The following is a 22,060-nucleotide window of genomic DNA, read 5'->3' as shown; positions in this document are numbered from 1 at the left end:
CGTCATGTCGTTGACTTCCCCCGCGCCGCGTCCCAGCATGGCGGTGAAGCGCGGGCGCTGACATCGTGCCTGGTCAGCCGGGGGGGAGCAAGGTCATGGGCGACGGAAGGACGATCACGCTGCGCCTGCTGGGGAGCTGGGACGCCGCCGTGCAGGGGACCAGGGTGCGGACCGGGACCCGGCAGCAGCGGCTGCTGGCGGCGCTGGCGATCCACGGCCCCCGGTCCCGGCACTACCTCGCCGGGCTGCTGTGGTCGGACTGCCCGGAGGACCACGCGCTCGGCAGCCTGCGCACCGCCGTCTTCACCCTGTCCCGGCGCGTGCCGGGGGCCGTGGAGTGCCGCGGCGGCGCCCTGGGACTGTCCGAGGCCGTGGACGTGGACCTGCACCACCTCCTCGAGCTGCTCGTGCGCCCGGTGGCGTCCTGGTCCGCCGGAAGCGAGGACGCCTGGGTGCTGGACCGCCCCGGCGTTGCCCTGCTGCCGGGCTGGTACGACGACTGGGTGCTCGAGGAGCAGGCCCGGCTGCAGGAGCTCTACGTCAACGCGGTCGAGGAACGGGCGGAGCTCTGTCTCGTCCACGGCGACGTCCACCACGCCCTGGCGCTGGCCCGGACGCTGCGCGACGCCGCTCCCCTGCGCGAGAGCACCGTGAGCCTGCTGCTCCGCGCGCACCTGCGCCTGGGCAACGAGGCCGAGGCGTGGCGGGCGTTCCGGGACTACCGCGGCGAGCTGGCGCGGGAACTGGGCGAGCAGCCCTCGGACCGGGTCCGAGGGCTCCTCGAGCCCCTGCGCCGGCGGTGACGTCCCGGACCCGGATGCCGCCGGGCCGGCCGGTGCTCAGTCCGCCGCCGGCGGCATCTCGATGTGCACGACCTTGACCTGGGTCATCTCGTCCAGGAGCTCGGGCCCGTAGCCGAAGCCCGCGCCGGAGGCCCGGCGCGGCTGCGCGGCGCCACCGGGGGCGCCGCCGAAGACGTTGTTGACCTTCAGCGTGCCCACCGGCAGCTCGGCCACGGCGCGCTGGGCGTGGGCGATCCGCCCGGTGAGCACGGTCGCGGCCAGCCCGTAGCGGTCGGCCGCGGCCAGCCGGAGCCCCTCCTCGAAGCTGTCGACCACCTGCACCGGGGCCACGGGTCCGAACGTCTCCTCGGTCATCACGGTCATCCCAGGGGTGCACCCGCGCAGGACGGTGGCCGGGTAGAACGCCCCGGGGCCCTCGGGCACCCGTGCGCCCTCGAGCACGACCGCTCCCCGGGCGACGCTGTCGGCGACCTGACGGTGGACCTCCTCGCGCATCCGCTCGTCGACCAGCGGGGCGAGCGTGCCCTCGGTGTTGCGCCGACGCGCCTCCTCGGCCAGTGCCGTGAGGAACGGCTCGGCGACGCCGCGGTGCACGTAGATCCGCTCGACCGCCACGCAGATCTGGCCCGCGTTGGCGAACGCGCCGAGGGCGGCCTGGCCGGCGGCCCAGACGGGGTCCACGTCGTCGTCGACCACCAGGGCGTCGTTGCCGCCGTTCTCCCGGACCACGTGGGCGCCGGTGCCGACCGCCGCCCGGGCGATGGCCTCCCCGGTGGCGGTGGAGCCGACGTGGGCGAGGACGTCGACGCCGGGCAGCGCGGTGAGCAGCTCCCCGACCGCGGCGCCGCCGCTGACGGTGCCGAGCACCCCGGCGGGCAGGGCCTCGGCGAGGATCTCCCCGAGCCGCGCCCCGACGTGCGGGCAGCGCTCGCTCGGCTTGTGCACCACGGTGTTGCCGGTGACGACCGCGGCGCCGAGCAGGCCCGCGGCCACCGCCACGGGGTCGTTCCAGGGCGTGAGGGCGACGACGACGCCGCGCGGCTCCGCGACGGTGTAGTCGGCCGCCAGCACGCTGCCGCGCAGGCTGTGCCCCCGGTGCACCGGTCCGAGCTCCGCGTACTGGTGGAGCGTGCCGACCCCGGCCATCACCCCGCCGAGGGACTCCTCGACGGGCTTGCCGGTCTCGCGGGCGTTGAGCTCGGCGAGCTCCTGCGCGTGCTCGGCCAGCCGGTCCGCGGCGGCGCGCAGGGCCTTCCCGCGCTCCTCGGGAGACGTCCGGGCCCAGTCCCGGGCGGCCGCACGGGCGGCCGTGACGGCGGCGCGGACCTCCTCCTCCGTGGCCGCGGCCACGGTGCCGACCGTGGATCCGTCCCGCGGGTCCAGCACGGTGAGCTCGGTCGTCGGGGCGGTGGCGGGTGCTGCGGTGGTCATGGAACTCCTTCTCCGTCGGGCGGGCGTGCGCGTGCGCACCTCGGGGGCCGTCCTGATGAGCTTACTTACGAACGGGCCGGGACCGGATACGGTAGCAGTGACCAGGCCGCCGCACCCGCGCGGCCTGACCCTGTTCCGACGTGGAGCAGCACACCCCGCCCGCGGCACCCGCCGCGGGCGGGGCCGTGCCCAGCAGAGAGGAAGTTGCATGAGTTTCCAGCCCACCAGCCCCGGCCGGGTGCTGATCACCGGCGGTGCCTCCGGACTCGGCGCCGCCGTGGCGGAGGCGGTCCGCGACAACGGCGGCACCCCGATCGTCCTGGACCGGGACATCAGCACGCTCACCGGCGTCACCGCCTACGAGGTCGACGTGGCGGACACCGCCGCGGTGACCGAGACGGTGCGCCGGGCCGTGGAGGCCGCCGGCGGCCTGGACGCGGTGGTCACCGCGGCCGGCATCGACCGCTGCGGCCGGCTCGAGGACGTGGCGGCCGCCGAGTGGGAGAAGGTCGTGCAGGTCAACCTGTTCGGCACCGTCTCGACGGTGCGCGCGGCCCTGCCCGCGCTGCGGGAGTCCCGGGGACGGGTCATCACGGTGGCCTCCACCCTCGCGCTGAAGGGCGTCTCGGACGCCACGGCGTACTGTGCGTCCAAGTTCGGCGTGCTCGGCTTCAGCCAGGCCCTCGCCGCGGAGCTCAAGGGCGAGGTGGGTGTCACCCAGCTCATCCCCGGCGGCATGAAGACGCGCTTCTTCGACGACCGGGACGAGCAGTACAAGCCCCAGGACGACTCCCAGCTCAACGATCCCGAGAACGTGGCGAACGCCGTCCTGTTCGCCCTCGCCCAGCCCCGGGGGTGCGAGGTCCGCGAGCTGTTCATCGCCCACGCCGAGGAGGGCTCCTGGCCCTGATCGCTCCGGCGACGGCCGGCCCGGACGGCGCGAGCACCGACCGGGCCGGCCGTCGCCCCTCGTGGGAGCGGACTCGTCCCCACAACGGGGGACGGCGCGCGCAGGACCCGGACAATGCGTGCGCATCTATGATGGGGTCACTCCCCGTCCTCACAGGAAGGCTCGACGTCAGCGTGGACTCCCCCCTCGACACCACGGTGGCACGCGTCCCGATCACGGTGCGCTGCCTCGACGCCCACGGCCGGCCCGTGAGCCTCTCGGCGCCCACGCTGGCCCGCGGCTCCACCGACCTGCAGGACCTGCTGCGCCGGGCCTACGCCGCCGTCCGGGGCGGCAGCCCCGCCGAGGCCGTCACCGTGTCCTTCCTGGAGGTCTGCCGCGGCAAGCTGCAGCTGGAGTACCTGGTGGTCGACCGCGTGCGCCCGAGCCGCTGGCGCAGGCGCCGCGACCGGCGCCGGGCGGAGGAGATCCAGGCGGCGCTGACGGAGGCGACCATCGTGGTCACCCTCACGGTCGAGGTCACCGGCACGATCGCGGCCGCGAGCACGGCGCGCTGGTCGGAGAGCGACACCCCCGACTTCGTCGACGTCGTGCTCGACGGCGAGCGCACCGTCCGCGTGCCCGGCGCCGTGCGCGGCATGCTCCGCGACGGGACGGTGCTGGAGCTGCTGCGGGGGATCCTGGCGATGTTCCTGGAGGACGACGTCGAGCAGCTGGTCATCGGCAAGGACCCCGAGCTGCCGGGTCGCTACCAGGAGACCGTGGTGACCCGCTCGCCCGCTCTGGTGGACTTCCTCGAGGGCGCGCCCCTGGCCTCGCTGGTCGCCGGTGGCCCGGAGGGGTCCTGACCGTGCCGGCCGCGCCGGCCCCGCCGTCGCCGGCTGCCGCGCCGGTCGCCGGCTCCCCCCGCGCCGCCCGCCCCCGTGCGACCCGTTCCCCGGACCCGTGCCGGACATGTCGAGGCCCAGGAGCTGCCGGAGCCCCATGAGCTGTCGACGCCCCAGAAGGTGTCGAATCCCCAGCGGATGTCGGGGGCGCAGGCCATGATGGACGGCACGGAGAGCACCGGGAGCGGAGAGGAGACCGGCGTGGGACTGATGGCCCCGTTGCAGGACAGGCTGCGCACGACGTTCGCCGGTCGGGCGGACCGCGTGCCCGAGTGGGAGCTGGCGCTGGCCGACGGCGAGGACGCGGGGCACTTCCGGCCCGGCTCGGCGGTATGGGCCGTGCACGGGTCGATGGCGACCATCCCCGCTGGCGTGCGCGCCCTGCTCACCCAGGCCCTGCACCCGGGAGCACTGGCCGGCGTCGTCGAGCACTCGGACTACCGGACGGACCCGCTGGGACGCCTCGCCGGGACCATCCGGTGGATCTTCACCGTCACCTACGGGGACACGACCGCCGCGCGCCGGGCCTCGGCGCACGTCCGCCGTCTGCACAAGAGCGTGCGCGGCAGCTACACCGGGGCCGACGGCGTGCGCCGTCCCTACTGCGCGAACGACCCCGACCTGGCCGAGTGGGTCCACCTGGCGTTCACCGACGCCTTCCTGCGCTGCCACCAGCGGTGGGGCGGGACGATTCCCGGCGGGCCGGACGCCTACGTGCGGGAGTGGGCGGTGGCCGGGCGGCTGATGGGCGTGGCCCGGCCACCGCGCTCCGAGGCGGAGCTGGACGAGCGCCTGCGCTCCTACGGCCCTCGGCTGGCCGGTGGGGACCGGGTCGAGGACGTCGTGGCGTTCCTGCGCCGCCCGCCCCTGGACCCCGTGCTGCTGCCCGGCTACCGCGCCCTGTTCGCCGCCGTCGTGGACTCGATGCCGCAGGACCGGCTGGAGCTGCTCGGCCTCGGCCGTCCGCGGCTGGGCCCGGTACCGCTGCCGACCCGGAGCGCCGCCGGGCTCACCCTGGCGGTGGTCGGCAGGGCGCTCGGCGAGACCGGGCCGAGCGAGGCCGCCGCACGCCGCCGCCTCGCACGCCTCGGTCTGCTCTGAGACCCCACCGCGCTCAGGCCGACTCTTCCTCGGACCGGGCGCGTCCGGTCAGGTGGTCGTAGGCCTCCGCGGCGGCCGAGGCCACGCCGGGCCAGGTCCGCCCGGGCACGATGCGCCGCCGGCCCTCGACCCCGAGGCAGCGGCGCACGGCGGGGCACTCGAGCATCATCCGCAGGACCGTCGCGAGGGTCTCGGGCTCCTCCGGCGGCGTGAGCATGCCGGTGATGCCGTCGGTCACGGTCTCGGCGAGCACGGGCAGCCGGGTGGCGACCACCGGGGTCCCGGTGGCCAGGGCCTCCACGGACTCGGTCGGGGCCGCGGTGCGGGTCACCGGGCGGTCCTTGCGCGCGACCACGAACACGTCGAACGCCTGGTGGTACTGCACGACCTGCTCGTCCGGGACCCGTCCCGCGAAGCGGACCCGCCCGCCCAGGCCGAGCCGCACGGCCAGTTCCTCGAGCTCGGCCCGGGCCGGGCCGTCGCCCACGACCACCACGAGGAGCTCCGGCACGTCGGCGGCCACGAGGGCGGCGGCGCGCAGGAGGTCGTCGAGGCCCTCGTGCTCCACGAGGTCCGCGACCGCGCCCACCACCCGGGCCGTCTCCGGCAGCCCCAGGACCCGGCGCGCCTCCTGCAGGGGGCGGGGATCCGCCAGGTACGGACCGTCCACGGCCGGGGGCGCCACGCGGACGGGCACCGGGCCGCCCGGAAGAGCCCGTGTGAGCGCCTGCACCCGCTCGCGCATGGCGCGGCTCGTGGTCACGACGTCGGCCGCGGCGGCCAGGACCTCGACCTCGCGGGCGCTCTCGAGCCGGTGCCGCTCGCTCGTGGCCGCCTCGGCGGGGCGGGAGGCCGCCCACCGGTCGGCGGGCAGCTCCCGCACCTCGTAGACCCACGGGATGCCCAGCGACTCCGCCACCGCGCGGGTCACGAGGGCGTTGCCGGCACGGCTCGTGGTGTGCAGCACCGCGGGCCGCGCGCGCAGGGCGAGCTCGAGCAGGGCCTGCGCCTCCCGCTGCAGCCGTGCGGTGGGGGTCGGTGCCCGGCCGGCGGGCAGCAACCGGTGGTAGGAGACGCCGTCGAGGACCTCGGCGTCCGCCCCGGGCGCCCTGCCGACGGCGGCCGCGGGCCCGGGGCGTGTCACGGCCGTCACGGTCCAGCCCTGGGCCACGGTCGCGGAGAGCAGGGAGTGGGCGCGCGGGGCGCGCCGCCCCCGGGCGCGCGGCCGGGCCTCGGCGAGCACGTGCAGCACGGACGCGGGCTCCGGACGGTAGCCCACCACGGGGGTGAGGGCCGGGCGCCAGCCGGAGAGCAGCCGCAGCTCGTCCTCGTAGTGGAGCAGCCGGCGCCGCTCCCCCGGTGTGGCCCGCCCGGCGGCTGCGGCACGCCGCAGCTCGACCACGGCCTCCGAGATCCGGCCGACGTGGCGGTGCCGGCGGGCTCTCGTGCCGGCGAGGTCCCTCGTGTCCGGCGGCACCTGCGCCAGGAGCCGGTCCGCCTCGGCCACGCGGCCCGCGGACAGGGCCGCCTCGGCGAGCCGGCGGGCCGTGCGCGGCGCGGGGCTCCCGCGGCGGGCGCGGCGGAGGCGTGCCTCGAGCCGCCGCTGCGCCGCGGCGTCCGGGCCCAGGGCGCGGGCCACGGCGGCACCGGCCTCGGGCCAGGGACTGCGCAGCAGGGCGCGGGCGGCGGGCCGGGCCGCACCGGTGGGGAGGGCACGGGCCGCGGGCAGCCAGAAGGCCTGGGGCTCGTCGTCCGGACTGAAGGGGCGGGGGGTGTGCGGCATGGCCTTCTCGCGGGGGTCAAGAGGGGCCGTCCCGGTCGATCACGGGGCGTGCTGCGGGCGGGGGAAGTCGGTCCGCGCCGGTCACGGGCGCCGGCGGGGAGCTACTGATCGTCAGGGCTCAGCGTAGCAAGATATCCGCCCAGATCGCCCGACGAGATGGCCGCGCCGATCCCCGCCATCGCCTCGAGGTCGGGCACCACGACCGACTGCCCGTCCGGGGACACCCCCAGGCCGAGCTGCGGTGCCGTGGACAGGTGCAGGTCCCCGGCGGAGAGCCCGGCCAGGTCGGGGGCCAGTCCCGCGAGCCACGACGAGTCGAGCCCCTCGCTCACCGTCAGGTAGGGCGAGAAGTCGGTGACCACGGTGTGCAGCCGCACGGGGTTGAGCAACGTCTGCGGGCCGAGCAGTCGCTCCAGCACGGCCCGGACGTAGCTGCGCTGGTTCTGCACGCGCTGGAAGTCCCCGCTCTCGAAGGCCTTGCGCTCCCGGACGAACTCGAGGGCCCGCTCCCCGTCCATGTGCTCCGGCCCCGCCTCGAAGGTCATCCCCTCGTTGGAGACGAAGTCCTGCGGCACGTCGATCGTCACCCCACCCAGGGCGTCGGTGAGGGCCTGGAAGCCGGCGAAGTCCACCTCGGCGACCTGGTCCACCCGGGTGCCGACGAGCTCCTCGACGGTTTCGACCATCAGCGGGACGCCGCCGAGGTCGAGCGCGGCGTTGATCTTGGCCTCGCCCACGCCGGGGATCGGCACCCACGTGTCCCGCAGGACGGAGAGCACGTAGGCCTCCCCGCCGTCCTCGGGCAGGTGCACCAGCATGATGGTGTCCGCCCGCTCCCCCACGACGCCCACGTCCGCCCGCCCGCCGGGCAGGCTGTCCGCCCCGAGCAGCAGCACGGTGGTGCCCCGGTCCCGGGCGGAGCCCGCGGCGGGCCGTCCGCCCTCCGGCGGGAACGCGTCCTCGACGACCTGCTTCCGGGCGTCGAAGGTCCGTCCCAGGTTCCACACGAACGCACCGGCCGCCAGGGCGAGGACCAGCACGAGACCCAGCAGCACGAGCAGCACCCGGCGGACGGGGTGCCGCCGGTGCCGCGGCACGGCCACGCCGTCGGCGTCCCGGTCGGCGGGGTGGACGCCGCGGGCGGCGTCGCGGTCGTCGACGGACATGATGGGCTCCCGGGTCGGTGGGCGGTCGGTGCCGCTCATGCTAGGCCTCCCGTGCTCGGAAGCGGCTGACAGGTGCCTGGGAGCACTCGACCGGCGAGGTGCCGCGGGCGGCTCAGGGCACCCGGGTGATCCACTCCGGGGTGGCGAACTTCGCGGCCACCAGCCGGCGGGCGGCGGCGAGCTCGGTCTCGCGGACGGAACCCTGCGCGGCCCCGTAGCGCCCCGCGAAGACCTCCATGAGCTTGTCCACGACGTCGGCCCGGGCCATGCCGGTCTGCCGGCGCAGCGGGTCCACGCGCTTCTTGGCCGAGCGGTGCCCCTTGTCGGAGAGCTTCTCCCGGCCGATCCGGAGGACCTCCGTCATCTTCTGGGCGTCGATGTCGTAGCTCATGGTCACGTGGTGGACCATGCCGCCGCCCGCGAAGCGCTTCTGGGCCGCGCCCCCGATCTTGCCGTGCTCCGTGGCGATGTCGTTGAGCGGGACGTAGAACGCCTCCAGCCCCATCTCCTGGAACGCCTGCATGACCCACCGGTCGAGGAACGGGTAGGACTCGGCGAAGCTGAGGCCGTCCACGAGGGTCTGGGGCAGGTACAGCGAGTACGTGATGCAGTTGCCGGCCTCCATGAACATGGCCCCGCCGCCGGAGACCCGGCGCACCACCGAGATGCCGTGCCGCCGGGCGCCCTCCGCGTCCACCTCGTTGCGCAGGGACTGGAAGGAGCCGATCACCACGGACGGCTCCTCCCAGTCCCACAGCCGCAGGGCGGGCGGGCGCCGGCCGGCGCCGACCTCGCGGGCGAGGACCTCGTCGAGCGCCAGGTTCTCCAGGGTGGGCCGGACCGTGGGCGGGATGATCTCCCACGCGTGGTCGTCCCACGTGGTGGCGTGGGCCAGCGCCCGGCGGACGGCAGTGGCGATCGCCTGCGGGGAGAAGCCGAACAGCACGACGTCGTCCGCGAGCGCCGCCTCGACGGCCCCGACGATCTCCTGCTGGGTGGCGTGCTCGCCGAGGCCGGTCAGCGCGGCGTTGATGTCCACGAGGGCCTCGTCCGGCTCGAGGAAGAAGTCCCCGTTGACGGAGACGTCGACCAGCCGGCCGTCGGCCACGCCCAGGTCCACGACCACGAGCTTCCCGCCCTGCACCTTGAACTCCCCGTGCCGCCGCTCCTGCGTCATCCGCGCCTCCCCGCCGTCCTGTGCTGCTGTTCGATCCGTCCTGCTGGTGGTCCCGGGACAGCCTACGCCCGGGCCCCCGGGGACGACGCAGGCCCGGACCTGTGCGGTCCGGGCCTGCGCGCGATGGTGCTGTGCCCCGCGAGCGGGACGAACGTCAGCTGCTGGACTTGCCGAAGTTCTTGAAGCGGGCGTTGAAGCGCTCCACGCGACCGGCGGAGTCCATGATGCGCTGCTTGCCGGTGTAGAACGGGTGGGACTCCGAGGAGATCTCGACCTCGATGATCGGGTACTCGTTGCCGTCCTCCCACGTCTCGGTCTTCTGCGAGGTGGCGGTGGACCGGGTCAGGATGGTCTTGCCGGAGGCCAGGTCGCGGAAGAGGACCGGGTGGTAGTCCGGGTGGATGTCAGTCTTCATGGGGTTCAAACCTTTTCGTTGGTGCCTGGATTTTGCCAGCCACGGTTTCGCTCGGTGGGCGGTGCGCCGTCGTCGTCCGTCCGCGCGGTTCGAGAAGGGCGGGGGCATCGGGCACCAGCGGTCCAGCGTACCGGATCCCCGGCGGGAATTCACGCCCGTGCGGGCCGGGCGAGGGGCTCGGCACGTGCCGGGCCCCTCGCCCGGCGGTTCCCGGTGCTGGGACCGGCTCACCACCGGTGCGCGACGTCGACCACGAGCCGGGAGCCGTTCCCCGGGCCGTCCAGCACGAAGACCCGGAACGGCAGCCGCGCGCGCACGCCGAGGCCGATGGTGGTCTGCCCCTCGAAGCTGCCGGCCCAGGCCACCTGGCGGAACGTCCGGTACCCGCTGACGTCCACCACCTCCCGCCGGTTCTTCGGGAGGTAGGTGGCCCTGCCGTCCTTGTAGGCGGGTGCGTGGACGATGATCCGCAGATCGGCCGCTCCGCGCAGGGGGACCGCCCGTCCCGAACCCTGCTCGGTGACGGCGGTGTACGCCACGCGATACCCCGGGACGTCGTCCCCGCGGAGGTCGACGACCAGACGGTCGAAGCACGCGTGCCGGCCGGAACGCACGCCGGTGATCACATCGCCCGTGTACACCTCCGAGTACTCCGGGGTGGACCCCCACCGGATGCCGCAGTACGGCGCCGCGGCGGAGGCGCTGCCGGGGACGATCAGCCCCAGCCCCGTGGCCAGCACCAGGACCGCCAGCCACGAGATCAGCTTCTTCATGACACACCTGCTGTTCCTCTGCGCCCGGACGCCGGCTGGTGCCGCGGTTTCTCGGACCGGGCCTCGCAGACCCTCCCAGAATAGACTTCACGGATGCCAACAGCACTGGTCGGAGGGTGATCGACGCCCGAACTGTGACCCGCTGCGGCCGCCGGGGCCGTCGCGCACGAGGAGCCGTGCCGGGGCCTCCCCGGCGGCCCGGTCGTCACCGGGCGGGCCGGGTCTCCCAGAACGCCACGGCCGAGGCGGCGGCCACGTTGAGGGAGTCCACACCGTGGGACATCGGGATCCGGACGGTGAGGTCCGCGTGGTGGACGGTGGCCGCGCTCAGCCCGTCCCCCTCGGTGCCGAGGACCAGCGCCAGCTTCTCGTCCCGGCGGGCGGACAGCTCCTGGAGGGTGAGCGAGTCGTCGCCGAGGGCGAGCGCCGCCGTGGTGAAGCCGGCGTCCTTGATCCGCTGCAGATCGGCGGTCCAGTGCTGCAGCCGGGTCCACGGGACCTGGAACACGGTGCCCATGGAGACCCGGATGGCCCGGCGGTACAGGGGGTCGGCACAGCGGGGGGTGACCAGCACGGCGTCGACGTCGAGCGCGGCGGCCGAGCGGAAGATCGCCCCGACGTTGGTGTGGTCCACGATGTCCTCGAGGACGGCGATCCGCCGCGACGACGCCAGGAGCCGTTCCAGCTCCACGGGCTCCGGGCGCTGCATGGCCGCGATCGCCCCGCGGTGCAGGTGGAAGCCCGTGATCTGCTCGAGCACCTCGTCCGCGCCGACGTACAGGGGCACGTCCGGGTGCGCCACCAGCACGTCCGCGAGGTCCTCCAGCCACTTGTCCGCCATGAAGAAGGAGCGGGGCACGTGCCCCGCCGCGAGGGCCCGGCGGAGCACCTTGGAGGACTCGGCGATGTACATGCCGCGCTCGGGCTCGAGCCTGCGCCGCAGCTTGACGTCGGTCAGGCGGGCGTAGTCGGCGACCCGGGGGTCGTCGGCGCTCTCGAGGCGGATCAGGTGGGGGAAGTCGGTCACGGGGTCTCTTCGGGTCGGCGGGAGCGTGGGCGTGCGGCCCTGTGGCCGGCACCCTGGTCGGGGCGGCGTCGCCCCGATCGTAGCCGGTGCCGTCCCCGGGACCTGCTCCCGCCCGGACGTGGGCGGCCGCGCGGGCTCCGCACGGTGCCGGGGCCCGCGGCCGCCCTCAGATCAGCCGGGACACCAGGTTGACGAGGGCCACGACGCCCAGCACCACGATCACGGTGCGCAGCACCACCGGGGAGAGCCGGCGGCCGATCTTGGCGCCGGCCCAGGAGCCCGCGGTGGAGCTCACGGCGATGAGCAGCACGACCCACCAGTTGATCCGGTCGAGGGCGAACAGGACGTAGGAGACCGCGGCCACGATGTTGACGAGGGCCACGAGCACCACCTTGACGGCGTTGGCGGCCTGCAGGGAGGCGAGCAGGAACACGCCGAGGATGCCGAGCAGGAGCACTCCCTGGGCGGCCACGAAGTAGCCGCCGTAGACGCCGGCCAGGAAGACCAGGGCGTACAGGGACGCCGGCTGCGGTGCCCGGTCCGGGTCGAGGGGCCTCGGGGTCTCCCCGCGCGCCCGCGCCGCCGCGGCGGCGGCCTCGGCCTGGTTGTCCTTGCGGCGGCGCACCAGCGCCTGGAGCCGCGGCTGGAAGATCACGAACAGGAGGGCGACGACGATCAGGGCCGGCGCCGCGTATCCGAACACGGACTCGGGCAGGTGCAGCAGCAGCGCCGCCCCGATGACGCCGCCGGCCACCGAGAACGGCACGAGCTTCAGGAGGGTCCGCTCGACGCCCTTGAGCTCGTGGCGGTAGTGCCAGGCGCCCGTGAGGTTGCCGGCGATCAGGCCCATCGCGTTGGACATCGAGGCGGTCACCGGCGGCACGCCCATGGTGACCAGCACGGGGAAGGTCACGAGGGTCCCGGAGCCCACGATGGTGTTGATGAGTCCGGCCCACACCCCCGCGAGGAGGATCAGGCCCACCTGCCAGCCCTCGAAGGGCAGGTCGGCGAGGAGACCGGTGACGAACTCGCCGGCGCCGCCCGCGGACCGGGGCACGAGCGGGGGCGCGGACAGGAGCACGGAGGGGAACGCGGCCACGGAGCAGGTCAGGACCGGGCGAACGCCGCGTAGCGGTTGCCGACCTGCACGAGCTTGAGGGGCAGCCCGAACGTCTCGGAGAGGTTCTTCTGCGTCATGACCTGGCGGACGGGCCCGGAGGCGACCACCCGTCCCTCGCGCAGCAGCAGCGCGTGGGTGAAGGCGTCGGGCACCTCCTCCAGGTGGTGGGTGACCATGACGACGGCCGGGGACGCCTCGTCCCGGGCCAGCTCGTCCAGCCGTGCCACCAGGTCCTCCCGGCCGCCCACGTCGAGGCCGGCCGCCGGCTCGTCCAGGAGCAGCAGCTCGGGGTCGGTCATCAGGGCCCGGGCGACGAGCACGCGCTTGCGCTCCCCCTCGGACAGGGACCCGAACCGGCGCTCGGCCAGGTGGTCGATGCCCCACGCGGCCATGAGCTCCTGCGCCTGGGCCTCGTCGGCGTCGTCGTAGCTCTCGATCCACCGCCCGGTCACGCCGTAGGCGGCCGTGACCACGCAGTTGCGCACGGTCTCCGCCTCGGGGATCTGGGCGGCGAGCACCGTGGAGCTCAGGCCGATCCGGGGGCGCAGCTCGAAGACGTCCACCGCGCCGAGGATCTCGTCGAGGATGTCCACCATTCCCCGGGTGGGGTGCAGCCGGGCGGCGGCGATGGACAGCAGCGTGGTCTTGCCGGCCCCGTTGGGGCCCAGCACGACCCACCGCTCGCCCTCGTTGACGACCCAGTCCACGGACTCCAGCAGCGTCTTCCGGCCACGGACCACACTGACGTCCACCATCTCCACCACAGCACTCATACCGGCCACTGTAGGGCACCGGCGGCGGCGGTTCCCGCCCCGGCGCCCGTCGTCGGGCCGGTGCGTCCGGGGGCCCGGATACACTGGCCGCATGACCACCCACCTCGCCGTGATCGCGTTCGCCCAGAATCCGGACCCGGAGGCCCGTGAGCGCATCCTCGCCCTGGTGCAGGACGCCGGCGCCGAGGTCGAGCGGTTCTCCGGCGTGCGGGTCACCGGTCCCGGCTCCGCCGGGCACGACTCGGGGGTCCCCGGCTACAACGCCTTCACCGCCCACGTGGCCGGATCGGACGCCACCGCCCTGCTCGCGGCCCTGCGCCCGGACCCGCTGGAGCAGATGCTGCCGGGGGTGGACGTCAACGTGGTGCCGACCACCCTGTTCGACCCGGAGCGCAAGAAGCTGCTCGTCATGGACGTGGACTCCACGCTGATCCAGCAGGAGGTCGTCGACATGCTCGCGGCCCACGCGGGGCGCGAGGCGGAGGTCGCCGCCGTGACCGAGGCGGCCATGCGCGGGGAGCTGGACTTCGCCCAGTCCCTGCACGCGCGGGTCGAGGCCCTCGCGGGGCTGCCCGCGTCCGTGCTCGACGAGGTCTCGGCCGCCGTGCGGCTCTCCCCCGGCGCGGACGTGCTCGTCAAGGCGTTCCTGCGGGAGGGGCACGCCGTGGCGGCCGTCTCGGGAGGCTTCCTGGAGGTCCTCACCCCGCTCGCGGAACGGCTGCGGCTCACCCGGCACACCGCCAACACGCTGGAGGTCGCCGACGGGAAGCTCACCGGCAGGGTGCTCGGGGAGGTCGTGGACCGCACCGTCAAGGAGCGCAGCCTGCGGACCTGGGCCGGGGAGCTGGGCGTCGCCCCCGAGGACGTCATCGCCGTGGGCGACGGCGCCAACGACATCGACATGGTCACGGCCGCCGGACTCGGCGTGGCCTTCAACGCCAAGCCCGCCCTGCGCGCGGCCGCCGACGCCCAGATCAACCTGCCGAACCTGGACGCCGTCCGCTTCTTCGCGGACCTCTGACCCGCCGGGGCCTCCGCCCCCGCACCCGGGGTCGCCGCCCGGGGCCGCCCGGGAGGACCATCGGGGTCGGGACCCGGGCCGCACCCCGGCCCGTAGAGTGGGGTGCAGCACACGCGGCGGTCGCGCACGAGACCACGCCCGGCCCCGAGGAGAGACAGTGACGGTACCCGGTGCGCTCCGGCAGCGCCCCGGCTTCCTGGCCCGGATGATGCTGCTGCACCTCGCCGTGGTGACGGTCGTCGTGGCCCTGTGCGGGGGCGTCTACGGCTGGCTGACCTACGAGCGCCTGGGCCGGGACGCCGAGCACCAGGCCCTGTCCATCGCCCGGGCCGTGGCCGCCACCGACGACGTCCGCGCGGGCGTGGCCGACCTGGCCCCGGCCGGCCCCGAGGACCTCGACCCGGACGTGCTGGCCCGGGGTTCCCTGCAGTCCTCCGCCGAGGAGGTCCGCCGCCGCACGGAGTCCCTCTTCGTGGTGATCACCGACGACAGCGGGCTCCGGCTCTCCCACCCCACCCCCGAGCTGCTGGGCCTGCCCGTGAGCACGGACCCCACCGAGGCGCTGGCCGGGCGGGAGGTCACCAGCCAGGAGCGCGGCACCCTGGGCCACTCGGCCCGGGCCAAGGTCCCGGTGTACGCCCCCGGCTCGGACTCGGCGGTGGTGGGCGCGGTGAGCGTGGGGATCTCCCGCGAGGACGTGCTGGCCAGCCTCCGGCAGGACATCACTCCCGTGGCGGCCACCGCCCTCGGCGCCCTGGGCCTCGGCGCGGCCGCCTCCGCGGCGATCGCGCGCCGGCTCAAGCGGCTCACCCTCGGTCTGGAGCCCGAGGAGATCGTCGCGCTCGCCCAGGACCAGGAGGCGGTGCTGCGCGGGGTCGACGAGGGCGTCATCGGCGTCTCGCCCGAGCACCGCATCACGGTGGTCAACGCCGAGGCCGCACGGCTGCTGGGCGTGGCGGAGCCCTCCCGGCTGGTGGGGACCCCGCTGGCCGAGGCGGGGCTGCCGGCGTCCTTCGCCGCCCTGCTCGCCGCGGCGACCCCCGCCTCCCCCGCGGTGGAGCAGGTCGTCGGACGGCACGTGCTCATCCTCTCGGCCCGCGCCGTCCGGCCCGCCGGCCCGGGATCGCCCCCGCTCGGCTGGGTGGTGCTGGTCAGGGACCGCACCGAGCTGCAGTCCCTGACCCGCCAGCTCGACGCCGTCGGAGCTCTCAGCACCGCCCTGCGCGCCCAGCGCCACGAGTTCGCCAACCGGCTGCACACCATCTCCGGGCTGCTGGCGATCGGCGACGCCGAGGAGGCCCGCCGGTACGTGTCCGAGGTGACCGAGACCGGGCCCCTGAGCTATCCGGCCGAGCGGGCCGAGCTGCTGCGGGACCCCTATCTGCAGGCTTTCCTCGGGGCCAAGAGCGTCGAGGCGGCCGAGCGCGGCGTGAGCCTGCGCATCGGCGCGGACACCCTGGTCCGCGGCCGGATCACGGACCCGCAGGACGTCACCACCGTGATCGGCAGTCTCGTGGACAACGCCGTCCGCGCCGCGGTCCAGGGCGCGACGGAGGAGCGCTGGGTCGAGGTCGAGCTGCTCGACGACTGGACCGGCGGGGAGGGCACGCTGCACCTCGTGGTGGCCGACTCCGGCGACGGACTGCCCGTGCCGGACCCCGAGCCGATCTTCGCCCAGGGCTGGTCCACCGCCGTCCCGTCCGGCGGCTCCGGGGACGGCGGCGGAGCGCGCTTCGACGTGCTGCCCGACGTCCACGGCCAGGGCTTCGGGCTGTCCCTGAGCCGGGAGCTGGCCCGCCGGCGCGGCGGGGACGTGTGGGTGGCCGATCCGGGCCACCCCGGCGGGCCGGGAGCCGTCTTCTGCGCCCGCCTGCCCGGTACCGTGGTCCGCGAGCCCGTGGCCGACGTCCGCGGGGAACCGTCCGCCGGCGCAGCAGGAGGTGCAGGATGAGCGACGACCTGGTGGTCCTCGTGGTCGACGACGACTTCCACGTGGGCCGGCTGCACGCGGGCTTCGTGAACGCCGTGCCGGGCTTCACCGCGCTCACCCCCGTGGGCACCGCCGAGCAGGCCATGCGCACCGTCCACGCCCACCAGCCCGACCTCGTCCTGCTGGACGTCTACCTGCCGGACGCGCTCGGGCTGGACCTGCTCCGGGCCCTCGACGTCGACGTCATCATGCTCACCGCGGCGGCCGACCCCGCCTCCGTGCGGACCGCCGTCCGCCGCGGCGCCCTGGCCTATCTCATCAAGCCGTTCCCGAACGAGCGGCTGGCCCGCACCCTGCGGGCCTACGCCCGGTACCGCCGGTTGCTCGCCGACCGGGACGCGCTGACGCAGGAGACCGTGGACCGCGCCCTGCACGCCCTGCACCCCGGCGAGACCTCCTCCCCCGGCGAGCGCACCCGGTCCGCGACGGAGGCCTCCGTCCTGGCGGCCCTGGAGCCCGGGGCCCCGCTCCCGGCCGCGGAGATCGCCCGCAAGGTCGGCATCTCCCGGGCCACCGCCCAGCGCTACCTCTCCGCGCTGGCCGAGGACGGCTCGGTCGAGATCCAGCTCCGCTACGGGAGCACCGGCCGCCCCGAGCACCGCTACGGTCCGCCCGCTCCCTGAGCACCAGGTTCATGCTCAGGGCCGGTCCCTAGACTGCACGCCATGGCCAGCAGGGTACGACCGGAACCACAGGACCACTGCCTCTCCTGGCCGGACGAGATCTGCGACGACCCGGTGGCGGAACGGGCGAGGCTGTTCGCGGTGAACCTGCGGGCGGCCGTGGGCTCCCGGCCCCTGCGCGAGGTCGGGGCGCTCGCCGGCGTCGACCACACCGCGCTGTCGCGGATCCTGGACGGTCACGTCTGGCCGGACGGGTACACGGTCGCCCGCCTGGAAGTCAGGCTGGGGACCAGCCTGTGGCCCCCGTACGAGGAGTGACCGCACGGCCCGCCGCGCCCCCTGCGCCCCGTGGCCCCCGCGTAGGGTCGACTCCGTGGCAGCAGCGCTCCGCTCCCGGCGGACGACCTCGCGGCGAGCCGAGGAGGACGACACGTGATCGACGCCCACCTGCACGTGATCGACCCGCGGTTCCCCCTGGTGCCGAACCAGGGCTACGTGCCCCCGTGCTTCACGGCCGAGGACTACCGGCGGCGGGTCCGGGGACTGGGCGTGGTGGGCGGGGCGGTGGTGAGCGGCTCGTTCCAGGGCCACGACCAGGCCTTCCTCCGCGCGGCGCTGGCGGAGCTCGGCCCGGGCTTCGCCGGGGTGACCCAACTGCCGCCCGGCGTCACGGACGAGCAGGTGCGCGAGCTCCACCGGGCCGGGGTGCGGGCCGTGCGCTTCGCCCTCCGCCGCGGCACGGACGCGGACCCCGCCGGCATCGAGCGGCTGGCCCGGCGGGTGCACGAGCTCGCCGGGTGGCACGCCGAGTTCTACCTGGACGCCGCGGCCCTGGAGCACCTCGCCCCCGTGCTGCGGCGGCTGCCGCGGACGGGCGTGGACCATCTCGGCATGAGCGCGGCCGGGCTGCCCCTGCTGCTCGAGCTCGTCGGGCACGGGGTGAAGGTCAAGGCCACCGGCTTCGGCCGCGTCGACCTCGACGTGCCGGACGCGCTGCGCCGGATCCACGCCGCCGACCCGTCGGCGCTGCTCTTCGGCACCGACCTGCCCAGCACCCGGGCGGAGCGCCCGTTCCGGGACGAGGACGTCGGCCTGGTCGTGCAGACCCTGGGCGCGGAGGCCGCGGCGTCCGTGCTGCACGACAACGCGGCCGCCTGGTACGGGCTGCCGCGCGCCTCCGCGGCGGTCTGACCGCCCGGCACCACGGGCCCCGGACCCCGGCCGGGATCAGCGGGACGACGTCGGGACGACGTTGTGGTTGCCGCGGAACACGTTGTCCGGGTCGTAGCGGTTCTTCAGCTCGACCAGCCGCTCGTGCTTGGCGCGCCCGTAGGCCTCCCGCGCCGCCGCCCCCGGGTCGCCGCCCTGCTCCGCCCCCAGGAAATTGACGTACTGGCCCTGCTCCGCGAACGGCCCCAGGGCCGCGTGCACCCGCCGGGCGTACGCCGTGAGCCGGACGTCGAAGGCCGGGTCGCGCCAGAAGCCGAAGACGTTCAGCCAGAACCGTGCGGCCCGGCTGGGCCACGCCGTCGCGTCCTCGGGCACCCGGCCGAAGGCGCCGCGGAGGCAGTGCAGGTTGATGCCGCTGCCCACCCAGGTGATCTCCGAGGCCACGGCCACCAGGGCGGCGACGACCTCCTCGTCCAGCCGGCTGAAGGCCACGTTCTTCCAGTACCCCCGGGAGCCCACCGGGAAGACCGGGTCCTTCGCGGTCTGCCAGGAGGTCCAGGGCACCGGGCCCACGGTCTCCAGGTCGGGCGGCGCCGCCGCGCGCAGCCGCTCGACGAGCTCCAGGCCGCGCCCGTGCTGCGGCGAGGCCCAGGCGAGACCGACGGTCATGAGCACCTCGTGCCCGAGCCCGTACTCCGGCGGGAGGACCACGAAGGACACGATGGTGTTCATCTCGTCCGGGAGCTCCCGCGTCCACGCCTCGAAGGCCGCGAGCGCCCGCTCCCACTTCGGGCGGCGGTAGACGAGGCCACCCGCCAGGACGGGGGACGCCAGCGGGTGGGCCCGGAGCGCGAAGGAGGTGACCACGCCGAAGTTGCCGCCCCCGCCGCGCAGTCCCCAGAAGAGGTCCGGGTGCTCGGTCCGGTCGACGTGCAGGTGCTCCCCCGCGGCGGTGACGACCTCCGCGGAGACCAGGTTGTCGAGGGTCAGGCCGTGGGTGCGAGTCAGCCACCCGATGCCGCCGCCGAGCGTGAGCCCGGCGACCCCGGTGCCGCCGACCACGCCGAGCGGCACGGCGAGGCCGTGCGGGGCGGTCGCCCGGTCCACGTGGGCGAGGGTGGCTCCCGGCTGGGCGGTCACGAGGCGCGCGACGGGATCCACCGCCACGCCGGTCAGGCCGCCGAGGTCCAGAACGAGGCCGTCCGCGACCGTGCTGTGCCCGGCGATGCTGTGCCCGCCGCCGCGCACGGCCAGCGGCAGGCCGGTGCGCCGGGCGGCGGCCAGGCAGGGGTCGACGTCGGCGACGGCCCCGGCGCGGGCGACAGCGCGGGGACGGACGTCGACCATTCCGTTCCACAGCCGTCGTGCGTCGTCGTACCCGGGGTCCTGCGGTCCGATGAGGACCCCGGTGAGGTGCTCCGCGAACTGGCGCAGGGCTCGGTCGCGTGCGCGGTCACCCGTGACCGGGCTCTGGGTGCTCATGGCGGGTTCCTGCGACGAGGGGCCTTCGGGCCCCGGTGGAGCGGCGGATCGGCCGCCGGTGCCGTGGCGGGAAGTGTAGTCCGCGGTGCCGGGACCGGCAAGAAGTCGCGCCTACTCGGGCCACACCTGCCGGTCCGGGCCCTGCAGCACGTAGCGCAGCTCCACGGCGCCGCCCTCGAAGTGGGTGGTGCGCTGCAGCCGCAGGTCGCGCGCGGCCTCGGTCGGCAGCACCGGGTGGCCTCCGCCCAGGACGACGGGCATGTACGTCAGCCACAGCTCGTCGAGCAGCCCGGCGTCCGCGAACTGGGCCGCGAGCCGGCCACCGCCCACCACCCACAGGTTCCGCCCGCCCGCGGAGGCCGTCAGCGCCTCGGCGTGCAGCGTCACGGGCCCGCTGACGAAGAGCAGGTTCGCGCCCTCGATCCTCGGCAGCTCCCGGTGGGTGAACACCCACACCGGCAGGTCGCCGTAGGCCCAGTCCCCCTGGCCGAGCACGAACTCGTACGTGCTCGCCCCCATCGCGAGCGCCCCGACGTCGGCCAGGAAGGCGTCGTAGTGCTCCTGGTAGGCCTCGAAACCGTACTGCAGCAACCAGTCGAGGTGGTTCTCCCGGTCGGCGATGTACCCGTCGGCGCTGGCCGCCACGTAGTACTGCGTTCTGCTCATGCGCACCAGGTTACGCACCCCGGCGGCGGCTTCCCAGGGACTCTTCCCCCGCGGCACGGACGGGGCCATGATGAGGACATCGACCGATCGACGCGGAGGCCGGACCATGCCCATGCTGCTCAATCCCTACCTCTCGTTCCGGGACACCGCCGAGGAGGCGATGACGTTCTACCGCTCCGTGTTCGGCGGGGAGCTGTCGGTGAGCCGCTTCAGCGAGTACGGGGCCAGCGACGACCCCGCGGAGCAGGACAAGGTCATGCACGCGATGCTCACCACGGACGCCGGCATGGTCCTGATGGCCTCCGACACCCCGGACAGCATGGCGCTGACGGTCGGGGACAACGTCGCGGTCTCCCTGAGCGGCGACGACGAGGCCCTGATGCGCGGCTGGTGGGAGACGCTGACCGCGGGCGGGACCGTCACGATGCCGCTCGAGGAGGCGCCCTGGGGCGGCCTGTTCGGGATGTGCACCGACCGCTTCGGCACCCACTGGATGTTCAGCGTCGGCGGCGCCGACTCCTGAACGACCCCGTCCGACCCGAGGAGGACCGTCCCATGCGGATCACCCACACCAGCGTCTTCGTCGACGACCAGCAGCAGGCCCTGCTGTTCTACACCGGCAAGCTCGGCTTCATGGTCAAGCACGACATCCCCGCCGGTGGCGCCCGGTGGCTCACCGTGGTCTCGCCCCAGGCGCCCGAGGGCGTCGAGCTGGTGCTCGAGCCCTCGGAGCACCCCGCCGTGGGGCCGTTCAAGGCCGCGCTCGTGGCCGACGGCATCCCGTTCACCAGCTTCGGCGTCAAGGACGTGCAGGCGGAGTACGAGCGCCTGCGCGAGCGCGGCGTGCACTTCGTCCAGGAGCCCACGGTCGCCGGTCCGTACACCACCGCGGTGCTCGACGACACGTGCGGCAACCTCATCCAGATCGCGAGCCCGACCCCCGGGTGAGGGACCCGGGGGTGAGCGCGGGCCCCGAGCGCGCCGGCCGCGGTCAGGCCCGGGCCCGCAGCTGCTCGGCGAGCGGCCGGTAGTGCCCGGACATCGCGGGGTGGTAGTCGCGTGCGAAGTCGACGGCGTCCGGGCTGCCCCCGGTCTCGGCGGCGACCAGCCGGTCCAGGTAGTACTCCCAGCCGGGCCCGACCGACTCCACCTCGTCGGGGTCGGGATACCGGTGGGTGAGCTGCAGGACGGTCGTCCCGCCGTAGTCCACGACGTCGAGGTCCACGCGCCAGGCGTCGGCCGCCGTGCCGAGCGTGAGCGCCAGGTGCTGCGGCGGCTCGCACCGGCGGATCAGCAGGGGCTCGGGCCGGTCCCAGTCCTCGGCGGTCATGAGCAGCTCGACCCGGCCCGAGGCCGGGTCCCCGCGCCACGTCCCGTACCAGCGGGCGAGCCGCTCGGCGTCCGTCACCGCGGCCCAGATCTCCTCGGCCGAGGCCCGGAACGTGCGGGCGAGCACGAGGTGGCCGCCCGGATCGAGTCGTCCTGTGGGCCGTGGGGTCATGGTGGCTCCTCGCTCGGCTCCGCACCGCGCGGAGGTGCTCGTGGCCGAGGCGCCGACGGCCCCGCGCCGTGTGGTCCATCAATAGCACCTGCGGCCGGTGGGCGGCGTCACATTGCGGTCGGTTCCGCACCGGCGAGCAGGAGCCGGCCCCGGGAACCGGCACTGCGGACCGGCACTGCGGACCGGTCGTGCGCCCCGGCACGCGCGCCGCTCCACGGCGACGCGGTCGGCGGGAAGCGGC

At 75.0% G+C, this 22,060-nt stretch carries 23 protein-coding genes; 11 read left to right on the top strand and 12 right to left on the bottom strand.

The window, feature by feature from the left end; translation table 11 throughout:
- Nucleotides 1-95 precede the first annotated feature (95 nt).
- A complete protein-coding gene (locus ACPYN7_RS08110; protein ID WP_424347301.1) occupies nucleotides 96-803 on the top strand; it encodes an AfsR/SARP family transcriptional regulator in 708 nt (235 codons plus the stop codon).
- Between the two features lie 36 nt (nucleotides 804-839).
- Here the strand turns inward: ACPYN7_RS08110 and ACPYN7_RS08105 are convergent, their stop codons facing one another.
- Nucleotides 840-2,234: an aldehyde dehydrogenase family protein gene (locus ACPYN7_RS08105; RefSeq protein WP_424347300.1), complete on the bottom strand. Its 1,395-nt coding sequence runs from the start codon at nucleotides 2,232-2,234 to the stop codon at nucleotides 840-842.
- Nucleotides 2,235-2,442: 208 nt separating this feature from the next.
- Between ACPYN7_RS08105 and ACPYN7_RS08100 the strand changes: the two genes are divergently transcribed.
- The 3 genes from ACPYN7_RS08100 (at nucleotide 2,443) to ACPYN7_RS08090 (ending at nucleotide 5,132) form a co-directional block, all read left to right on the top strand.
- Nucleotides 2,443-3,144, top strand: a complete 702-nt coding sequence (locus tag ACPYN7_RS08100; RefSeq protein ID WP_058875014.1) for an SDR family oxidoreductase — start codon at nucleotides 2,443-2,445, stop codon at nucleotides 3,142-3,144.
- Nucleotides 3,145-3,317: 173 nt separating this feature from the next.
- A complete protein-coding gene (locus tag ACPYN7_RS08095; protein ID WP_424347299.1) occupies nucleotides 3,318-3,992 on the top strand; it encodes a hypothetical protein in 675 nt (224 codons plus the stop codon).
- Nucleotides 3,993-4,241: 249 nt separating this feature from the next.
- Entirely contained in the window at nucleotides 4,242-5,132 is an 891-nt protein-coding gene (locus ACPYN7_RS08090) for an oxygenase MpaB family protein (RefSeq protein WP_424347347.1), read from the top strand.
- A gap of 13 nt (nucleotides 5,133-5,145) precedes the next feature.
- On the opposite strand, the gene ACPYN7_RS08085 is transcribed toward ACPYN7_RS08090, so the two are convergent.
- The 8 genes from ACPYN7_RS08085 to ACPYN7_RS08050 form a co-directional block, all read right to left on the bottom strand.
- On the bottom strand, nucleotides 5,146-6,915 hold the full coding sequence (locus tag ACPYN7_RS08085; RefSeq protein WP_424347298.1) for a glycosyltransferase: 1,770 nt from the start codon (nucleotides 6,913-6,915) through the stop codon (nucleotides 5,146-5,148).
- Between the two features lie 101 nt (nucleotides 6,916-7,016).
- Nucleotides 7,017-8,120, bottom strand: a complete 1,104-nt coding sequence (locus ACPYN7_RS08080; protein WP_231738426.1) for an LCP family protein — start codon at nucleotides 8,118-8,120, stop codon at nucleotides 7,017-7,019.
- Nucleotides 8,121-8,193: 73 nt separating this feature from the next.
- On the bottom strand, nucleotides 8,194-9,258 hold the full coding sequence (locus ACPYN7_RS08075; RefSeq protein ID WP_424347297.1) for a lipoate--protein ligase family protein: 1,065 nt from the start codon (nucleotides 9,256-9,258) through the stop codon (nucleotides 8,194-8,196).
- Nucleotides 9,259-9,412: 154 nt separating this feature from the next.
- Complete coding sequence (locus tag ACPYN7_RS08070; RefSeq protein ID WP_058875018.1) at nucleotides 9,413-9,673, bottom strand: type B 50S ribosomal protein L31; 261 nt, start codon at nucleotides 9,671-9,673, stop codon at nucleotides 9,413-9,415.
- Between the two features lie 227 nt (nucleotides 9,674-9,900).
- Entirely contained in the window at nucleotides 9,901-10,446 is a 546-nt protein-coding gene (locus ACPYN7_RS08065; RefSeq protein ID WP_424347296.1) for an AMIN-like domain-containing (lipo)protein, read from the bottom strand.
- Nucleotides 10,447-10,651: 205 nt separating this feature from the next.
- Nucleotides 10,652-11,473, bottom strand: coding sequence for a TrmH family RNA methyltransferase (locus ACPYN7_RS08060; RefSeq protein WP_424347295.1), 822 nt, complete (start codon nucleotides 11,471-11,473; stop codon nucleotides 10,652-10,654).
- A 166-nt stretch (nucleotides 11,474-11,639) separates the two neighbouring features.
- Nucleotides 11,640-12,476, bottom strand: a complete 837-nt coding sequence (locus ACPYN7_RS08055) for a sulfite exporter TauE/SafE family protein (RefSeq protein WP_424347346.1) — start codon at nucleotides 12,474-12,476, stop codon at nucleotides 11,640-11,642.
- Nucleotides 12,477-12,580: 104 nt separating this feature from the next.
- Nucleotides 12,581-13,366, bottom strand: coding sequence for an ABC transporter ATP-binding protein (locus tag ACPYN7_RS08050; RefSeq protein ID WP_058875021.1), 786 nt, complete (start codon nucleotides 13,364-13,366; stop codon nucleotides 12,581-12,583).
- Nucleotides 13,367-13,457: 91 nt separating this feature from the next.
- Here ACPYN7_RS08050 and serB point away from each other — a divergent pair, with 91 nt between their 5' ends.
- The 5 genes from serB (at nucleotide 13,458) to ACPYN7_RS08025 (ending at nucleotide 18,191) form a co-directional block, all read left to right on the top strand.
- The gene (gene serB / locus ACPYN7_RS08045; protein WP_424347294.1) at nucleotides 13,458-14,387 is read left to right on the top strand and encodes a phosphoserine phosphatase SerB; all 930 of its coding nucleotides are present in this window, start codon (nucleotides 13,458-13,460) and stop codon (nucleotides 14,385-14,387) included.
- 157 nt (nucleotides 14,388-14,544) lie between these two features.
- Nucleotides 14,545-16,338, top strand: a complete 1,794-nt coding sequence (locus ACPYN7_RS08040) for an ATP-binding protein (protein WP_424347293.1) — start codon at nucleotides 14,545-14,547, stop codon at nucleotides 16,336-16,338.
- Nucleotides 16,335-17,000: a response regulator gene (locus ACPYN7_RS08035; RefSeq protein ID WP_424347292.1), complete on the top strand. Its 666-nt coding sequence runs from the start codon at nucleotides 16,335-16,337 to the stop codon at nucleotides 16,998-17,000. The genes ACPYN7_RS08040 and ACPYN7_RS08035 overlap by 4 nt, the downstream gene beginning before the upstream one ends.
- A 42-nt stretch (nucleotides 17,001-17,042) precedes the next feature.
- Complete coding sequence (locus tag ACPYN7_RS08030) at nucleotides 17,043-17,318, top strand: hypothetical protein (RefSeq protein ID WP_424347291.1); 276 nt, start codon at nucleotides 17,043-17,045, stop codon at nucleotides 17,316-17,318.
- Between the two features lie 114 nt (nucleotides 17,319-17,432).
- A complete protein-coding gene (locus tag ACPYN7_RS08025) occupies nucleotides 17,433-18,191 on the top strand; it encodes an amidohydrolase family protein (protein WP_424347290.1) in 759 nt (252 codons plus the stop codon).
- Nucleotides 18,192-18,227: 36 nt separating this feature from the next.
- Here ACPYN7_RS08025 and ACPYN7_RS08020 read toward each other — a convergent pair whose 3' ends face one another.
- Nucleotides 18,228-19,652, bottom strand: coding sequence for an FAD-binding oxidoreductase (locus ACPYN7_RS08020; RefSeq protein ID WP_424347289.1), 1,425 nt, complete (start codon nucleotides 19,650-19,652; stop codon nucleotides 18,228-18,230).
- 111 nt (nucleotides 19,653-19,763) lie between these two features.
- Nucleotides 19,764-20,318 carry a dihydrofolate reductase family protein gene (locus ACPYN7_RS08015; protein WP_231738427.1) on the bottom strand — a complete coding sequence of 185 codons (555 nt, stop codon included), beginning with the start codon at nucleotides 20,316-20,318 and terminating at the stop codon, nucleotides 19,764-19,766.
- Between the two features lie 106 nt (nucleotides 20,319-20,424).
- On the opposite strand from ACPYN7_RS08015, the gene ACPYN7_RS08010 reads away from it, so the two are divergent.
- Together ACPYN7_RS08010 and ACPYN7_RS08005 are read left to right on the top strand one after the other, a co-directional pair.
- Complete coding sequence (locus ACPYN7_RS08010) at nucleotides 20,425-20,841, top strand: VOC family protein (protein ID WP_058875027.1); 417 nt, start codon at nucleotides 20,425-20,427, stop codon at nucleotides 20,839-20,841.
- Between the two features lie 32 nt (nucleotides 20,842-20,873).
- A complete protein-coding gene (locus ACPYN7_RS08005) occupies nucleotides 20,874-21,266 on the top strand; it encodes a VOC family protein (RefSeq protein WP_424347288.1) in 393 nt (130 codons plus the stop codon).
- A gap of 43 nt (nucleotides 21,267-21,309) precedes the next feature.
- Here ACPYN7_RS08005 and ACPYN7_RS08000 read toward each other — a convergent pair whose 3' ends face one another.
- Nucleotides 21,310-21,819, bottom strand: coding sequence for an SRPBCC domain-containing protein (locus ACPYN7_RS08000; protein ID WP_368825441.1), 510 nt, complete (start codon nucleotides 21,817-21,819; stop codon nucleotides 21,310-21,312).
- Nucleotides 21,820-22,060 lie beyond the last annotated feature (241 nt).

This window comes from Kocuria sp. CH-021, assembly GCF_049716185.1.
Lineage (GTDB): Bacteria > Actinomycetota > Actinomycetes > Actinomycetales > Micrococcaceae > Kocuria > Kocuria cellulosilytica.
The sequence above is the reverse complement of the archived record's forward strand: the minus strand, read 5'-3'. Positions and strand labels throughout refer to the sequence as shown.

Coding starts and splice junctions, on each gene's coding strand:
- ACPYN7_RS08110 (WP_424347301.1), top strand. CDS start 96: ATGGGCGACGGAAGGACGATCACGCTGCGCCTGCTGGGGAGCTGGGAC.
- ACPYN7_RS08105 (WP_424347300.1), bottom strand. CDS start 2,234: ATGACCACCGCAGCACCCGCCACCGCCCCGACGACCGAGCTCACCGTG.
- ACPYN7_RS08100 (WP_058875014.1), top strand. CDS start 2,443: ATGAGTTTCCAGCCCACCAGCCCCGGCCGGGTGCTGATCACCGGCGGT.
- ACPYN7_RS08090 (WP_424347347.1), top strand. CDS start 4,242: ATGGCCCCGTTGCAGGACAGGCTGCGCACGACGTTCGCCGGTCGGGCG.
- ACPYN7_RS08085 (WP_424347298.1), bottom strand. CDS start 6,915: ATGCCGCACACCCCCCGCCCCTTCAGTCCGGACGACGAGCCCCAGGCC.
- ACPYN7_RS08080 (WP_231738426.1), bottom strand. CDS start 8,120: ATGAGCGGCACCGACCGCCCACCGACCCGGGAGCCCATCATGTCCGTC.
- ACPYN7_RS08075 (WP_424347297.1), bottom strand. CDS start 9,258: ATGACGCAGGAGCGGCGGCACGGGGAGTTCAAGGTGCAGGGCGGGAAG.
- ACPYN7_RS08070 (WP_058875018.1), bottom strand. CDS start 9,673: ATGAAGACTGACATCCACCCGGACTACCACCCGGTCCTCTTCCGCGAC.
- ACPYN7_RS08065 (WP_424347296.1), bottom strand. CDS start 10,446: ATGAAGAAGCTGATCTCGTGGCTGGCGGTCCTGGTGCTGGCCACGGGG.
- ACPYN7_RS08050 (WP_058875021.1), bottom strand. CDS start 13,366: ATGAGTGCTGTGGTGGAGATGGTGGACGTCAGTGTGGTCCGTGGCCGG.
- serB (WP_424347294.1), top strand. CDS start 13,458: ATGACCACCCACCTCGCCGTGATCGCGTTCGCCCAGAATCCGGACCCG.
- ACPYN7_RS08035 (WP_424347292.1), top strand. CDS start 16,335: ATGAGCGACGACCTGGTGGTCCTCGTGGTCGACGACGACTTCCACGTG.
- ACPYN7_RS08030 (WP_424347291.1), top strand. CDS start 17,043: ATGGCCAGCAGGGTACGACCGGAACCACAGGACCACTGCCTCTCCTGG.
- ACPYN7_RS08020 (WP_424347289.1), bottom strand. CDS start 19,652: ATGAGCACCCAGAGCCCGGTCACGGGTGACCGCGCACGCGACCGAGCC.
- ACPYN7_RS08015 (WP_231738427.1), bottom strand. CDS start 20,318: ATGAGCAGAACGCAGTACTACGTGGCGGCCAGCGCCGACGGGTACATC.
- ACPYN7_RS08010 (WP_058875027.1), top strand. CDS start 20,425: ATGCCCATGCTGCTCAATCCCTACCTCTCGTTCCGGGACACCGCCGAG.
- ACPYN7_RS08005 (WP_424347288.1), top strand. CDS start 20,874: ATGCGGATCACCCACACCAGCGTCTTCGTCGACGACCAGCAGCAGGCC.
- ACPYN7_RS08000 (WP_368825441.1), bottom strand. CDS start 21,819: ATGACCCCACGGCCCACAGGACGACTCGATCCGGGCGGCCACCTCGTG.